General features: G+C 44.6%; 11 protein-coding genes and 1 pseudogene. 6 read left to right on the top strand and 6 right to left on the bottom strand.

Features of this window, described 5'->3' with window-relative positions; translation table 11 throughout:
- Positions 1-3: 3 nt before the first annotated feature.
- Positions 4-984, top strand: coding sequence for a DUF5712 family protein (locus B3E92_RS03315; RefSeq protein WP_286895391.1), 981 nt, complete (start codon positions 4-6; stop codon positions 982-984).
- A 251-nt stretch (positions 985-1,235) separates the two neighbouring features.
- Here the strand turns inward: B3E92_RS03315 and B3E92_RS03310 are convergent, their stop codons facing one another.
- Positions 1,236-1,751 (bottom strand): helix-turn-helix domain-containing protein, encoded by a 516-nt coding sequence (locus tag B3E92_RS03310; RefSeq protein ID WP_286895389.1) that lies wholly within the window; start codon positions 1,749-1,751, stop codon positions 1,236-1,238.
- A 725-nt stretch (positions 1,752-2,476) separates the two neighbouring features.
- Between B3E92_RS03310 and B3E92_RS03305 the strand changes: the two genes are divergently transcribed.
- The 3 genes from B3E92_RS03305 to B3E92_RS03295 are packed head-to-tail and all read left to right on the top strand — an operon-like array spanning position 2,477 to position 8,520.
- Positions 2,477-3,859 carry a TlpA family protein disulfide reductase gene (locus B3E92_RS03305; RefSeq protein WP_286895387.1) on the top strand — a complete coding sequence of 461 codons (1,383 nt, stop codon included), beginning with the start codon at positions 2,477-2,479 and terminating at the stop codon, positions 3,857-3,859.
- 18 nt (positions 3,860-3,877) lie between these two features.
- Complete coding sequence (locus B3E92_RS03300) at positions 3,878-7,096, top strand: SusC/RagA family TonB-linked outer membrane protein (RefSeq protein WP_286895385.1); 3,219 nt, start codon at positions 3,878-3,880, stop codon at positions 7,094-7,096.
- A 50-nt stretch (positions 7,097-7,146) separates the two neighbouring features.
- A complete protein-coding gene (locus B3E92_RS03295; RefSeq protein WP_286895383.1) occupies positions 7,147-8,520 on the top strand; it encodes a RagB/SusD family nutrient uptake outer membrane protein in 1,374 nt (457 codons plus the stop codon).
- A gap of 199 nt (positions 8,521-8,719) precedes the next feature.
- Here B3E92_RS03295 and B3E92_RS03290 read toward each other — a convergent pair whose 3' ends face one another.
- From B3E92_RS03290 to B3E92_RS03275, 4 genes are all read right to left on the bottom strand, one after another.
- Complete coding sequence (locus B3E92_RS03290; RefSeq protein WP_286895382.1) at positions 8,720-9,109, bottom strand: hypothetical protein; 390 nt, start codon at positions 9,107-9,109, stop codon at positions 8,720-8,722.
- Positions 9,103-9,819 carry a MauE/DoxX family redox-associated membrane protein gene (locus B3E92_RS03285; RefSeq protein WP_286895380.1) on the bottom strand — a complete coding sequence of 239 codons (717 nt, stop codon included), beginning with the start codon at positions 9,817-9,819 and terminating at the stop codon, positions 9,103-9,105. The genes B3E92_RS03290 and B3E92_RS03285 overlap by 7 nt, the downstream gene beginning before the upstream one ends.
- Before the next feature lie 430 nt (positions 9,820-10,249).
- Entirely contained in the window at positions 10,250-11,335 is a 1,086-nt protein-coding gene (locus B3E92_RS03280) for a hypothetical protein (RefSeq protein ID WP_286895378.1), read from the bottom strand.
- Complete coding sequence (locus B3E92_RS03275) at positions 11,332-12,027, bottom strand: hypothetical protein (protein WP_286895377.1); 696 nt, start codon at positions 12,025-12,027, stop codon at positions 11,332-11,334. Before B3E92_RS03275 ends, B3E92_RS03280 begins: the two co-directional genes overlap by 4 nt.
- Positions 12,028-12,482: 455 nt before the next feature.
- Here B3E92_RS03275 and B3E92_RS03270 point away from each other — a divergent pair, with 455 nt between their 5' ends.
- Positions 12,483-13,508: a hypothetical protein gene (locus B3E92_RS03270; RefSeq protein ID WP_286895376.1), complete on the top strand. Its 1,026-nt coding sequence runs from the start codon at positions 12,483-12,485 to the stop codon at positions 13,506-13,508.
- 32 nt (positions 13,509-13,540) lie between these two features.
- A complete protein-coding gene (locus tag B3E92_RS03265; protein ID WP_286895375.1) occupies positions 13,541-13,849 on the top strand; it encodes a hypothetical protein in 309 nt (102 codons plus the stop codon).
- A gap of 311 nt (positions 13,850-14,160) precedes the next feature.
- On the opposite strand, the pseudogene B3E92_RS03260 reads toward B3E92_RS03265, so the two are convergent.
- A pseudogene (locus tag B3E92_RS03260) lies at positions 14,161-14,678 on the bottom strand (IS5/IS1182 family transposase); the annotation flags it as partial.

Raw genomic sequence — 14,678 nt, 5'->3', positions numbered from 1 at the left:
GTTATGTATATCAATATTACAGATTCAGAGACGGGGGACAATAAAGGAAGCTGCGGGAATCTAGTCTCCTACCTTGAAAAGGAAAACCGTCTTGCTGAAAACAAAGTCCCTCAGCATTGGTTCAATGGGGCTAGCAATAACATCAGGCCGCATGAAGTCCGTATCGGTATAGATGGTAATGTTGCCAAGCTTGGAAAAGAAGATAGTAAGTTTTTTCTGGTCAACATCAGCCCCAGCAGAAAGGAGATCAGCTTTCTGCTGGCTACTTATGGCGAACAGGGCGCAAGGGAAAAAATGAAAGAATATGCTGTAAAGATCATGGATGAATATGCCCGCAATTTCAGGCGCCCCGGAATAGAGAGCGGCAGGGATCTATTATGGTTTGCCAAACTGGAAAATTATCGGTATTACAGCCACAGGGACAGAGAGGTAAAAAATGGCACAAAAAAAATAGGAGAACGTAAGGAAGGACCGCAATTCCATATTCAGGTCATTGTAAGTAGAAAAGATATAACAAACAGGATCAAGCTAAGCCCCCAGAACAGGTCACGTGGAAGGAATGTGGAACACTCAAAAAAAATGGGACAGTTTGACCAGATGGCTTTCAAGCAGTGCGGCGAGACAGTTTTTGACAGGATGTTCGGCTTTGATCGAAAATTGAAAGATACACTGCTCTACGCAAATACGATGAAGAACGGAAATATTGACCAACAGGCGGCACTGCATACACTTGACAGACAATTGAAGAGTGGCGGAGATACAGCAAGGGAAAAGCAACAGGACGAATCGATTCTTTCAAAGGTGGACTTAGAGAAATTTCCACAGCTAACAGGATCGGTACCTTCATTTCCAGAAACTAGTTGGGGGCTATTGGATATTCTGCTAGCCCCAGTTCAGGATTTCGGAGGACATGATACTGTTGCTGCTGAAGAGGAAAGAAAAAGAAAGCGAAAAAAGAAAGGCAGAGGGCGAGGTATGCGCTAATAATAAAGAATTTTATATATATCTGCATATATCAATAACTGTAAATATGGATATCTATTGTCACCGCAAAAGCAAATATAGCCACGATGGTTCAAAGGTCAAGGGTATAGTGAACGCCCAATCACACTACCCCTACTAGCGCCCTTGACCCAATTGTACCATCTTGCCTTTTGGTGGCCTAAGTGGTGACAATGGGATAGTATTTGCCACTTGAGCCTCTAACCTTTAAGAGGGCGAAATTTGGCAGTAATTTATATTTTTGCTCTATACAAATTTGTCCTATTTTTTGTCGGGTGTGGCCAGAATTCCACAAAATCAGACTTTTGAAGCTCTGTAGATAGACTGCTCCCTTTATAATCAAGATCATATTTGCTTATAATTTTTCTTATATCTCTAATTTCCATTTCGGTTCTCGTAGTAAATTCTGAGTCTTTCATTAAGATAAATTCAATAAGATATGGAATTGAGGGAGGTTCAGACAGGATTTTACTGTATTCAGTATTATTTTTATGATATGCCTCCAACATTTTACGATAACCAAAACTTGGTGTAACAATGGTTGTTGTTAACTTAATAAATGGTACATTGAAGAAATTACTAGCCTTTTCAATAGAAGGTATATCAAAATCATATTTACCTTCTTTCACGTATTGAACCCACCTTTTAGACAATCCGATGATATTCCCAAATTCCTCCAATGTCAGTCCACTATAGCGGATTAATATAAATATATTTTTTCTCGTTATTGTTGCACTAAATTTTTTCATGCAACAAAATCAAAATAAAAGTAATCTAAAAAAGCGCAAATAAATTCTCTTTTTTAGATTATTATTAATATATTTGTTTTAAACAAGCAGTAAAATGGGCTTGTAGAGAATTGAATAAAAAAGTAGGATATTACAATATCGAACTCTCGTAGCGGATTTGGCGATTTAGCAATGCGAGTGTGGGTAATGCGTCAATTTTCCTATCTTTGGGAGATATAAACTCCTAGGGTAGGGTTGGCGCTTGCTTCATCTGAGCATTGCCCATACTTTTCGAAGTATGGAATACTGAAAGTCACACCCTAGGGTGATGAGTAAAGGTTTCGCCAAAACCTCGCTGTAAAGATAAGCCGGCAGTCAATCCATTTTTGCCACTTCTTGGAGAGTTCTTAGAAATAAGAGCTGATGAGAACAAGCACACAGAATAAGCATCATCTTTTATCATTGAAAAATGGTAACAGTGATGCTTATTTTGCTTTTTATGCTAGCAAAAAGTACCTGCTTCAAAAATTAGTTTGTCCACCGGAGTAACCCTACGGTTACCTATATAACGCTCCCTCTTTGTCCCGACCAAATCCGATATAAATTGGGGCTCAGGGGCGGCTATTTTCTATATTATAAACCAAAAACAAACCAATTTTTCTTCGAAAAATGAACGCTATTGAGCGTAATGGGATAAATACGTCCTTTCCGTATCGGTAATTTTTCGACCATAAACAGACCCAATTATGATCATACTCATACTATTACTAATAAAAGATATCCTAAAAACGCGCCTTCACAGGGGAAACAATCTTCTAAAGACGTTAACCGCGATTTTCGTTTCTATGTTTAGTTTATGCTCTGCACAGTCCGTGGAAACACGGGCTGCTGCCGGGCAGGTATCACCGCTCAAAGCGGGCGAAAGAATTCCCGAGGCAATATGGGATACTTCGTTTGAACTACATGATTTCAAAGGCCAGAAGAAAACAGTCCGGTTGTCGCAGCTAAAAGGAAAGCTGATCCTCTTTGATTTTTGGGCAACGAGCTGCCCGAGTTGCATCGAAAACCTTCCACACATGGAGGAGATTCAAAAGCGGTTTCCAAAGCAGGTAATGGTCGTCCTGGTCAACAGCAAAAGAAACAGGGATACAGACCGCCGGATTAAACTGCTGCTGAACAGCTACAGGAAAAAGTACAATTTTGAGATCGGGCTGGCGACGGTTCTGGAGGATACCGTCCTGACGGGGCTTTTCCCGCACAATACCATCCCCAATATTGCCTGGGTCAATCAGAAAGGTATTTTTCTTGGCAATACCCTACCCGGTGAGGTCGGTACAAGGAACATTGAAGCTATCCTGCAAAATAAGACCGCTGACCTGCAGCTCAGGGGAGAATTCCGCAATAGGGACATTACGGAGGAAATACCTCCGATCTTTGATACAACAGGCGTAAAGTTTCTCTCGGCTATCAGAGGCTATCTGCCGGATTATCTGCCCACCTATCCCAATGTCGTCAGTAAAAATGGTAAGTCCAACTATCAGATGCTGAATGCGGCCTTCAATTTTATGCTGCTGACCGCCTTTAAAAACGAGCTGCTGGAATTTGGGGAAACCGATTATGTGTTTGAAGATGGTCTAAAAGAGAGTGTCCAGGCCATGCTGCAGGGTGGACTCCGCCAGCAGCACCAATATTGCTATCAGCTCTTTGTGGAAGATACCATCTCGTCCGCCGGTGCCGAGCGTTATTTCAGGCAGGCGTTTACAGATTATTTCCGGCTCAAAGTGGAACGGAAGCATGGACGGGTATCCTATTATTCGGTAGACATTCTGGACAATATTTCAGGTCTGACATCCAAAGGAGGCCTGCCGCAGGCCAATGTAAATCCGTCGGACGGACTACTTTATTTTCAGAACTATCCCCTGGTCACCCTGCTCAGTACATTGCACCTGTATATGGACCTGCCGGTTTCCATTGGACCTCACCCGGATATCCGGGTCGACCTGAAGTTTCCAGTGGGTTTTGAGCGCATGCAGCCGGCAAAGAAGATTTCTTTTTTAGCCGAAAAGGGTATACGGCTCACTATGGAGAGCCAGGAAAAAGAATATCCATACATCAGCCGAATCGATTAACCCAACAGCCTTATTGTTATGAAAATATATTATCTGATCATACTTATACTCTGCTGGAGTTTTTGGAGCCATGCCCAGCAGGATAACCTGCTAATCTCGGGGCAGGTGTATTCAGGCGACAATCGGCAGCCGCTTTCGGGGGTAACGGTGCGGGCGGCAGGCAAGGGTAATCCTTCCCGCAGTACAGCGGACGGGAAATTTACCATCAGGGTACATAACCTGAAAGATTCGCTGCTCTTCTCCTGCGTGGGCTTTACCCCTAAAAAGGTAGTGGCAGGTTTCTTCCGGGAGGGTACGTCCCTGTTTTTGGACAGGCAGGTCAACTACCTAGAGGAGGCGCTGGTCAGTACGGGTTACCAGACCGTAAAAGCGCGGGATATCACCGGAGCTGTCGAAGTTGTCTCCAGTGAGCTGCTGGGGCAGCAGACCGGATTGAATGTGCTGGAACGGCTGAACAATATAACTGCCGGAATCCGCTTTGATAACCAGCCCATCAATAATGCCGACCTGCAGAAGCTGAATTTTTCAGTGCGGGGGCTGAGTACGATCAATGGCAATCTCGATCCACTGGTCGTGCTGGACGGATTTATCTACGAGGGAAATATCAGTAATATCGATCCGGCTTCCATTGAATCGGTTTCCGTGCTGAAGGATGCCGCCGCCAGTGCCATCTGGGGAGCAAGGGCCGGAAACGGTGTGATCGTGATGACCTCAAAAAAAGGTACCCTTGGCACCGCACAGCCCGTGAGGATTTCTTTTGGCAATACCTGGATCCTGAGGCAGAAGCCCGACCTCAGACAGATCTATCAGGTATCCAATGCGGATTTTATCGCGATCGAAAAGCAGCTGTTCGATAAGGGCTATTATGATGTTTTTCTGAACTATCTGCCCTATTACGCCATGACACCGGCCATCAATATATTCAATGACCGCAAAAATAATCTAATAAGTGCCGCAGATTCCGCGAAATCCATCGATTGGCTGATGCGGCAGGACGGGCGCCGTAATTTTTCGGAAAGTTTTTATGGAACTCCGTTTTCCAATCAGCTTTCCCTGCATATCAAGGGCGGAAGCAGTCAACATGCCTATGGACTGGGGATGGGTTATACAACCAATAAAACAGCCCTTGATGCCCGTAGCAATAAACTGAACCTGCAGCTCTCAAATAGCTTCAGGCCGGTAGAAAAACTGCAGCTAGACCTGGTGGTGAACTATACACACCAGCGGGATATTTCCGGTAGGCCTGATTTCTCTACCTTTAAATCCCTGGGAAAGAGGTTCCCCTACCTGCATTTTAGGAATGGGGATGGTCAGGAAGTCCCCTTTGAGGGCCAGTTCAATAAATCCTATCTGGACAGGCATTATTCGGATGGCTACCTGGACTGGGGATATTACCCCCTACAGGACTACAGCTATGACAGGAAGAGCAGCCAGCTGAACGAATTATTTGCAACGACCAATCTGCGCTATCAGCTATTCAGCTTTTTGAGCGCTAATATCGGATTTCAGTGGCAGAACCAGCAGATCGAAAACATAGGCTTACATGAACAGGATAGCTACTTTACCCGTTTAAAGATCAATCAGTTTATGACCGTTGATCCAGCGACGGGTGAGCGCGGATACAATGTGCCCATGGGGGCTATCCGTGAACAGGACCAGCAGCAGGGAAGATCTTATACGGGAAGGACGCAGCTGGATTTAAACCGGACATTCGGGAAGCACCGTATCCAGGGGATACTGGGCGCGGAGATCAGGGAAAACCAGCTGTCGGGAAGTTTCAATACGGCCTATGGCTATAATAAAGTACCGCTCAGTTCAGCTCCCGTGGATTACCTGACGACATTTCCCACCGTTCCGGACAATCTGTATCTGAACATCCCGGGCACCCCCATGTTTACAAGAACGACAAACCGTTTTGTTTCCGTCTATAGCAACTTCTCTGACCTATACCTTGAAAAGTATGGTCTTTCGGCGAGTTTCCGGAGGGATGGTGCCAATATTTTCGGCGCGACCACCAATGATAAATGGTCGCCCCTGTGGTCGGTGGGCGCTTCCTGGCAACTGGACCGGGAGGATTTTTTTAAGGTGAAATGGGCCGACCAGCTCAAGCTCAGGGTTACCTACGGCTATAGCGGCAATGTTGACCTGCGCAAGACACCCGAACCCATTGCCGGTACAGGGATTGATCCGGGTACCCTCTACCCGATATTGGGGATCTTTAGCCTGAATGACCCCTCACTGCGCTGGGAAAAGGTAGGCATGTTAAATTTTGGGGCTGATTTTTCCCTGTTCAAAGGGCGCATTTCAGGGTCAGTGGACCATTACCGGAAATATGGGAAAGACCTGTATGGCCAGACGGCCTATGACTATACGGTATGGGGCGCCGATGGGACCATCGTGAAGAATGTCGCAGAAATGCGGGGCGTGGGATGGGATATCAAACTCAGCTCGGTCAATACGACCGGTAGCCTGAAATGGAGCAGCAGCCTGCTGCTGGGACTGAACAGCAATAAGACAACGGCCTATTATAATGAGAACAGCGAGGGCATACTCTATTTTCTGGCCAATGGAAACATGGTCAATCCGGTTGTTGGCCGTCCGCTGAACGCCATTGCGGCATATACCTGGATGGGGCTCAACAGTCAGGGCATGCCCCAGGGCATGCTGGAGGGAGAGGCAAGTTCGGACTATGCGGCTATTTTTAGGTCAGCTTCCCTGCACCCCGGGGGAAACGGGACCGTCAGTTATATCGGCCCTGCCAAGCCGACCTGTTTCGGCAATCTGATCAACACGTTTGCCTACCGTGATTTTGAACTTTCGGTCAACCTCAGCTTTAAAGGGGGCTATTATTTTAATAAACCTGTGACGACTTCTTTTGGCCTGTTCAACAGCGGCGAAGCGTATCCGGATTTTGAGCGCCGCTGGCAGAAAGCAGGCGATGAGCAGACAACAGATGTGCCGGCCGTGAACTATCCCTTTTCCTCGGATGCCGATGCACTCTATACGCGGGCCAGCATCAACGTGCTCAAAGGGGACCACCTGCGGCTGGAGTATGTCAATTTCTCCTGGAGGAAACGGCTTAAACAAAAGAGAAGGGAGATGAATATCCGGCTGCTGGCAAATGCGGCAAACCTGGGAATACTATGGCGGGCGAACCGGCAGGGGATCGACCCTGAATTTGCCTACCGGCTGAGGCCTGCAAGGACACTTTCACTGGGACTTCAGCTGGATTTTTAATAGGATCAGCATTCGGGGAATAAAATATCGGCAAATAAAAAGAAATCAACATGAAGAAGAAAAATAGCTACCTATCGGGTTTTCTGGGAATAATAACAGTGCTGCTGCTCCTGAACTCCTGTGGCAAATATCTGGAGGTACCCTCAAATGATAGCCTGGTCATCCCGAAGAACCTGGATGACCTACAGAAATTATTGGACAATTCCCGGGTCATGAACAAAAATATGGGCAGTATCGGGGAGCGGTCAGCGGATAATTACTTTTTGGATCAGGCTGCCCTGGCGGATCAAACAGACCGGGACAGATTGATCTATACCTGGAGCGATACGCATTATAATTTTAGCAACGACTGGTCGGCCGGATATACCCCTGTGTATAGCTGCAACCTGGTTTTGGAGCGTCTGGGGAAGATCGAACGTACAGGGCAGAATGCCCAGGATTACGACAGGATCAAGGGCAGCGCTCTTTTTGTCCGGGCAAACCAATACGTCTCCCTGCTCTGGAATTTCTCCAGGGCTTATCATGCCCCTACTGCAGGGAAAGATCTGGGGATCGTCCTGCGCAATTCAGCGGATATGAACGAAAAATCGACCCGTTCCCCGGTAGCAGATTGCTATGGGGCATTGCTCGCCGATCTGCGTCAGGCTGCCGAACTGCTTCCCAAAACGGGTACGCATGTCATGCGGCCTTCCAGGGGAGCGGCATTTGGGGTGCTGGCAAGGGCCTATCTTTCGATGGCCAGTTATGATTCGGCTTATTATTATGCGGATAAGCTCCTGCAGATCAGGGATGAATTACAGGATTTTAATAATCCGGCCGAGGTGGACCTTACAGCTGAAGTTCCTTTTATACGGTTTAATAAGGAAATCATTGCCTATTATGAGATGGGTGGTATTGAAAGGGCCCTGGTGGACAGTGTACTGTATGCCTCGTACGGGGAAAACGACCTCAGGAAGCTGGCTTATTTTAAGGAAGGCCCCGGTGGTCATCAGGGATTTAAGGGGAACTATGCTATCGGGGCTAGTCAGTGGGAGAGCCCGGGGCTGTTCAGCGGACCCGCAACGGACGAAATGTACCTGGTACGGGCTGAGTGCCTGGCGCGCATGGGGAAATTGGAGCAGGCACAGACTGACCTCAATAAACTCCTGCTGAAACGATATAAGTCAGGAACATTTGTACCGTATTCCCTAAAGGGGAAAGATGATGTCCTTGCCCTGGTTTTAAGGGAGCGGCGAAAGGAACTGGTTTTTCGCGGACTGAGATGGATCGACATCAAACGCCTAAATCTGGAAGGCGCCGGCATTGTTCAGAAACGGTTTCTAAGCGGAAAAGAATATAGGCTGGAACCAAACGCAAACCGCTATGCCCTGCCATTGCCGGATGATATTATCAGACTGACCGGAATGGAGCAAAATCCATTGTAAATCCAGCCGAAATTGCAAGGCTAAGTAGAAAAGGCAGGATACATACCTATGAATAGTCGATTTACAAAAGAAGTCCTTGCTCCAAAAAAGTAAAGCCCCTGAGGTAATTATCCGTTGAAAAAGAAACAGTCAGGGGCAAATACACTTAAAAAAATCGGCTGTCCAAAAAAATTGGACAGCCTTTGGACTGAAATGGGCACTAATTTCGGTTAACAGGGTTGAAAGGTGTCGGACTCGAACCACCTGTTCTTGTCGGGATATAACCTGATCCCGATCCGCCCGCACCCGGTGCTGAACCAAGTGAGATTCTTGCCGGGTTTAAAGCCGAGCCGCTCAGGTCGGTATGGTCGACCGGAAGCGAACAGGCTTTGTTGTTAGTGGTGTTACAGCTCTGCCCATTTGGAGCTGTTGTCCAACGCGATTCGTCGGCCACCTGGGATGCATTCAATGGATCTCCATTGAAATAAACAGTTACAGGAGCTAAACTTTTTCCTGCATAAGCCTCAGCGCCTTTAAATGCTGAGAAACCGATAATCATGGCTCCGCCTAATATCATGTAGCCATAATTGTTTAAAAATTTGGTTAGCATAACGCTACCCTCCTTTCTGTAGTGCAAGCCAGTAATTGATTGGTAAAAGTGATGGCCTGCAAACTTTTGGTAAATAATTGTCGGTACGGACCTGTGTACCGATCATATCTATATGTCAGGCTGCCTACTGTAGGCCTACTGACCTGGTTATGTTCCGGGTAATCGTATTGACTGTGTAAAATATACCGGATATCCTTTGATGTTGTATGATGGATATATCCTATGTCCATAGCTCCTGTTGCCAGAAAGCCTATCAGGAATAATGCGATGTTTATTTTGCCCGTCAGGGCCTGCTCACTAGATCTGACCACAGTACGATGCAATAGCCATCCTGTTATCGAAAGACCTAGAATGACGAGATTGACAAATAGATGCTTTATCCAAGAAATATTGCTCAGAAAGCTGGTACACATACAGGGTTTCTTTTCGTATACATTCAATACCCCCAGACCGATATAAATACTAAAAACAATAATCAGTATCGTCGAAACTTTCCATCCCCAAGCGCGCTGCCTGACTGATGGTACCCCTAGCAATACGCCAACACCTATCTCCATAAGCGGAAGTAACCAAAAGAGCATCGGAGCCAGATAACTGATCACCGGTTGCTGCTCAAGGGCAATCTTGAATGCTGCGAGCTGCCAAAGTTTTTCCATCCCCACATAGACCCAAAAAAGTATCAGTGCTGCACGAATGATCTTGTATATCATGTTGCTGGTTTTATTCGCTTCCATAACTTTAATTATTTATATTATGGTATTTATTATTTCCTATTCCTGTTTTATTATTTTTCGTCGTTTCAAAAACAGGGCACCGTACCTGCCCCTCCATTGGATACAGCGGCCTGCCTGAGCGTCAGCTTCTACTTTCTCGTACGCTGTAAAACAAAGGTAGTACGGAAAACAGACCAGCGCAGGTGTAACGAAATGGCTGATCTGGAAAAATTACCTGTCCCTATTTGATTCTAACAAAGACCGGGATGTATTAAGGGTGTAATATGCGGTAAAATAATCAGGGGAGAATTCTTGGTAAAACAGTCGTTGTGGGTATAGCTATAGCTGTTTTTGATCGGCAGAATAAACTTACCGAGGAGGTGTAGCGATGGCATACCCCCCATTTTTAAAAATTCCCTGTATTCACTTATTTTAATTCCGGAAACTGTTTATTCAATTCGGCGAGCATCGTATTCAATACTTTGCGGATACGTAGCGCTGTATGAAACTCGGCGCTTTTGTCCATCCTGATCAGGCTATGGGCAGAAAGTAAGGTGCCTTCCCTCGTTTTGACAAGTCTGGAAAACACCTCGGCAACTTCTTTTTTCTCCGACGACCACATAATATTGGCTTTGACAGATATATGCATCCACAGTTTGAGCTCTTTGCCATTAAAATTGCTCTGGATAAACTGTTGGGGATGATCCTGAATGGTTGTAGACGGGGAGATATTTTCCTCCTCCATGTACTCCCGCATTAACTTCAGCAGGCTCCTTCGGTTGCTATCATATGCAAAGTCCGGGATACAGGAGAAGTGTTTGGGAAAACGCAATAGGGCATCCATAAACGAAGGATCTGAAGTGTACAACTCTTTCCATCGGTTGAAAAATCCCATATGGTTAAAATTCAGGTTGATCATGAGAACCAAAAAGCGATAATGCCAGTTTTTACTTTGGCGCCTGTCGTCGGCCAATTGGCGCAGCGATTCAATTACCTGCGAGAGGTAATCCCGATGACGGTATTGAATATAGGGGATCTTGCCATTTTCAAATAGGCTGTCCATAGCCGAAAGAATTTCGGTGAGATAGGCTTGCGGTATGTTTTTTTGAGCCAACCTATCCAAGATATTGGGCATATCTGCATATACATATTCATACATCCGCAGGTAATAATGCTCCGGCAGCGGCGTACAGGGATCAATATCTTTATTAAAGAGATGTTCGATTCGCCCAAGTAATTCTTCCAGGGCAACCAGTGCTGCAGGATTTTCAATTTTACGCTCTTTACAGAAGTTATTCAGCAGATGGTATAGATGCAGCAATTGTGTATGGTATAGCCGGATGGCCTGACGAGCATTATCTACCCTGATGATCTCCCGGTGGGCCTGCAATGCAAGCGCAAAATTATTATTGCAGGCCGCTCTGATTTCACACAGATGCTCTGGGATATCCTTGTTATCCAGATGATCTATGGCTTCAATGAGCATTGTCAGGTTTTGTAAACTTACAATCATCTGTACCTCCTTTTGATATCTTTATGGTACCATGGCCAGCCATATAATCCATGGTGCATCTGAAGCGTAAGCGAATCCCCTTCGCTTGTACGCTTGTAGAGTTTTGGATGAACATCTATGGAAACCGTGCGCTGTTTTCCTTCATAGCTGAACGAAAACCATAATTCATGGATATTGCAGCAAACAGGACATTTTTGGAGAACGACGGCCGGAATACGCACAGCAGACTCGTATGCATTATGTTGGCAATTGTTCATAATCAGAAGCATACGGACATACCAGATCGAGGCAAAAATCATGACAGGAAATTTCAGTCCATATAGCTTGACCAGGCTTATCTTCCGGAGGGAAAACACATGTGCCATTGCGCAGAGGATATATGCGACTGGAATGCCAATTCTTACAGCTGGCCAAAAGGGCTGGGAACCAATCAACAGCCTATAAGGAAGACGGTCAAAGAACGCTATGCTGCTGACCTGGATACAGACAAAAAAAACAAAGAAAAGCTGCATCACCCGTATCTGGTTACGGATCTCCAAAAATGGAATAAGCACGACCAACACACCGATACTATATACGTGCTGGCCGGGTGTCCGGGCTCCAAAAAGCCCATATAAGGTAACTAGCGCAGCAATTGCAATAAATATATAATTGCGGCTAAATGGGAGAAATATTTTTTCTATTGTTCTCATCGATCCCGGGGTTTATAACCAGTGAACTGTTTATTAAAATTACCCATAATGGCAGGAAATTTTGCCGGATATCTGCTCAATTTCAACAAAGAACTTTTTTTTACAGTGAAGGCTATTTTATTGACAATGAAAGGTGCTTTTCAAACAACAAAGACTAATATTTTCATCCGATAGGCGAATTATTTATGCTGACTGGCGACATAAAAATAACTTCAAGGACCTGGTATTTGGCCTGAAGATGTTGTTTAAAAAATAAATGGTTAAATTTATATAACAAAAATTTCTTCGTAAAGGGAAATTTTTAATGAGCCTTTCGGCTGGCATTTAGCTGGATTTGTCTGTATGGGACAACGGACGCTGAAAGGCGATAACCCTAACTCCCAAATGGAAGGGACAGACAAACTTGATGCGGACAATATTTGGATAGCGTATGAATAAAACATTGATTTGGATATATGAAAAGCATGGGTCAGGACAACTATTGGGGTAGTAAGGAACTGGATGTAAACTATCCGGATGTTATCTGGTTATTGATTGCGTCTTTTGCCTTTGGTGGTATTTGCTGGTATGTGGGGTACCGGGGAGCTTTAGCGGGCCGGCTTGCAGAATGGCCGATCATCTATAGCTATCTTTTTTTTGTCCTGATGGTTGCCATTACTTTTCTATATATCCGTTTGGTCATTGTGCTATTGGACAGAAGGCAGAGTTGGCTGAGAGTGCCTGAAAAACGAATCAGTACACAGCTGTTTTTTTGCTGTGTACTGCCCACATTTTTTCTGTTCTGGATTATCGGTCCCGATGTTATGGCCAAAGAGGAATGGCTGTTATTTCCATTAATGGTCCTATTTAGTGGTGTCCTTGTGCTGAACATGTGCTACACAGTGTATTTCTATGCGACAGTATATCAAAGGCAAAAAAAGCTATCTGAGAAACTGAGGGAAGATAACCAGCGACATCAATTAAAAATTATTGACCTCGAGGATCAGATCAACCTGTTTTCTCCAGATCTGCGGGAGGTAGATGAGGTCCTGGAAGCACGCATAGCAGATAAGGATCCCGATTCCATGGAGGAAATAGACTTAGCGATAATAAAATGTATGGATCCTGAGCAGGAGGTATTTTTGCTCAACAATAAAATTCTATCACAAAAGATCCTGTATAAGGATCTAGGAATTTTTACCTATAAAAATGGGCTTGTCAGCCTTTATTTAAAGAAAGCTATGAGCGAAAATCTTACCTGTGGTGAACAACGAAGCCTAAAGGAAGTTGTAAATAGCACAAAAGGACTCGTACAGAAGATAGACCGCGATAAGGCGATACCCCTTGATATGATCCAGTCCTGTCATCAGCTCAAGCGTGGCCGTTTGCGTATTGTGCTCAGGATACCATTTGAGGGGCGGTCTGATTTTGAGGTATCCGATAAGATTGCCAAGCATATCAGGGAATGGGTTATGCTGAAGGTGCCGATAGAGAAAGAGTAAATTAATAACAAGTAAGCTTAAAAACACAGGTTATGGAAAAGACAAAGGTCAATACCCGGAAATGCCGTGCCACTGGTAAAGTTGGATTTCCTTCTTTAATAGAGGCTGAGTGGGCAATACTTAATTTTAAGTTCAAATCCCGGGTGAGAAACAAATTGGATGGCAAACGCATCAAGCACCGCATGGGCAAAGACGCCTGCAAAAGGGCTTATTATTGTAAGTTCTGCAAGGGCTACCATATTACCACTTGGGAAAAAGGCCACTTCAATAATTATAAGGCCAAAGCTAAGTCCTGGGAGATACCAAAAGTATTAGGTAATTGGAATTATTCAATAGAGTAGCAATATTTGCTAATTAAATAAACAGAACAATTGGAGCCTTTAAATAAAGTATGGAAAGAATATAATTTCTATGACAGATATTGCGAGTTCTTCACAATATGCCTTGAGTTGCCCCCACAGATAAATAAAAGCAACTATTTGTCTCAATGTGCGTAAGGGGTATCGTCGAAATATATTGTTAATAACCATATCCCATACCAAAGATGGATATGCGGAAACAAAAGTTTTTCTATGGGGACAAATAAAAAATGTAGGGAGACCGGAAAAGTGATTTTTGCTCATGGATAGAGGTCCGTCTAGTTAGTCGTTCCTTAACAAAACCCACTATTTAATTTATTTTTAAAAACAGGATTAGAAAACAGCATAATTTGTATCTTATAAAATAAGAAAATAATTTTCTGTTTCAGTAGTTCCATCATTTTCTTCATGTTCCAAGCGGTTGCAGCTAGTAATGCATTGATTTGTGGTCCCGTTTCTCCCATGAAGTAATTTTTTGCCAGCCTAAAATCGGTTTTTAAATGTCCGATGATAGGTTCTATTGCCGCTCTGGTTCTAAATTTTTTGCGCTTTGTCTGCTTTTGATAAGCAGTGTCTTTTTTTCTTGGAGTGCTTGGGATGGAGATTTTCACGCCCTTTATTTCTGATTTTCCTCTGCCACCTCTATCGTAAACGAGTTCTTTTGGGAGCTTTTGACCACCGGTTTCCATCTGTTCCAAAAGTGGTTCTATGGTGTGACCATCGTAAGGAGTTTGCAAAAATGCTTTAATCCCGAGAATGATTTTCTTGCCTTTGTTGGCGGTGGTTATCAAACCTACCTTATTCCCAAATT

It is taken from the genome of Sphingobacterium sp. UBA6317 (assembly GCF_002440385.1).
In the GTDB taxonomy this organism is placed as follows: Bacteria; Bacteroidota; Bacteroidia; order Sphingobacteriales; family Sphingobacteriaceae; genus Sphingobacterium; species Sphingobacterium multivorum.
This window is presented reverse-complemented; position numbering and strand designations above follow the sequence as displayed.

Excerpts from the sequence above, each read along its gene's own strand:
- B3E92_RS03315 (WP_286895391.1), top strand. The coding sequence starts at position 4 with ATGTATATCAATATTACAGATTCAGAGACGGGGGACAATAAAGGAAGC.
- B3E92_RS03310 (WP_286895389.1), bottom strand. The coding sequence starts at position 1,751 with ATGAAAAAATTTAGTGCAACAATAACGAGAAAAAATATATTTATATTA.
- B3E92_RS03305 (WP_286895387.1), top strand. The coding sequence starts at position 2,477 with ATGATCATACTCATACTATTACTAATAAAAGATATCCTAAAAACGCGC.
- B3E92_RS03300 (WP_286895385.1), top strand. The coding sequence starts at position 3,878 with ATGAAAATATATTATCTGATCATACTTATACTCTGCTGGAGTTTTTGG.
- B3E92_RS03295 (WP_286895383.1), top strand. The coding sequence starts at position 7,147 with ATGAAGAAGAAAAATAGCTACCTATCGGGTTTTCTGGGAATAATAACA.
- B3E92_RS03290 (WP_286895382.1), bottom strand. The coding sequence starts at position 9,109 with ATGCTAACCAAATTTTTAAACAATTATGGCTACATGATATTAGGCGGA.
- B3E92_RS03285 (WP_286895380.1), bottom strand. The coding sequence starts at position 9,819 with ATGATATACAAGATCATTCGTGCAGCACTGATACTTTTTTGGGTCTAT.
- B3E92_RS03280 (WP_286895378.1), bottom strand. The coding sequence starts at position 11,335 with ATGATTGTAAGTTTACAAAACCTGACAATGCTCATTGAAGCCATAGAT.
- B3E92_RS03275 (WP_286895377.1), bottom strand. The coding sequence starts at position 12,027 with ATGAGAACAATAGAAAAAATATTTCTCCCATTTAGCCGCAATTATATA.
- B3E92_RS03270 (WP_286895376.1), top strand. The coding sequence starts at position 12,483 with ATGAAAAGCATGGGTCAGGACAACTATTGGGGTAGTAAGGAACTGGAT.
- B3E92_RS03265 (WP_286895375.1), top strand. The coding sequence starts at position 13,541 with ATGGAAAAGACAAAGGTCAATACCCGGAAATGCCGTGCCACTGGTAAA.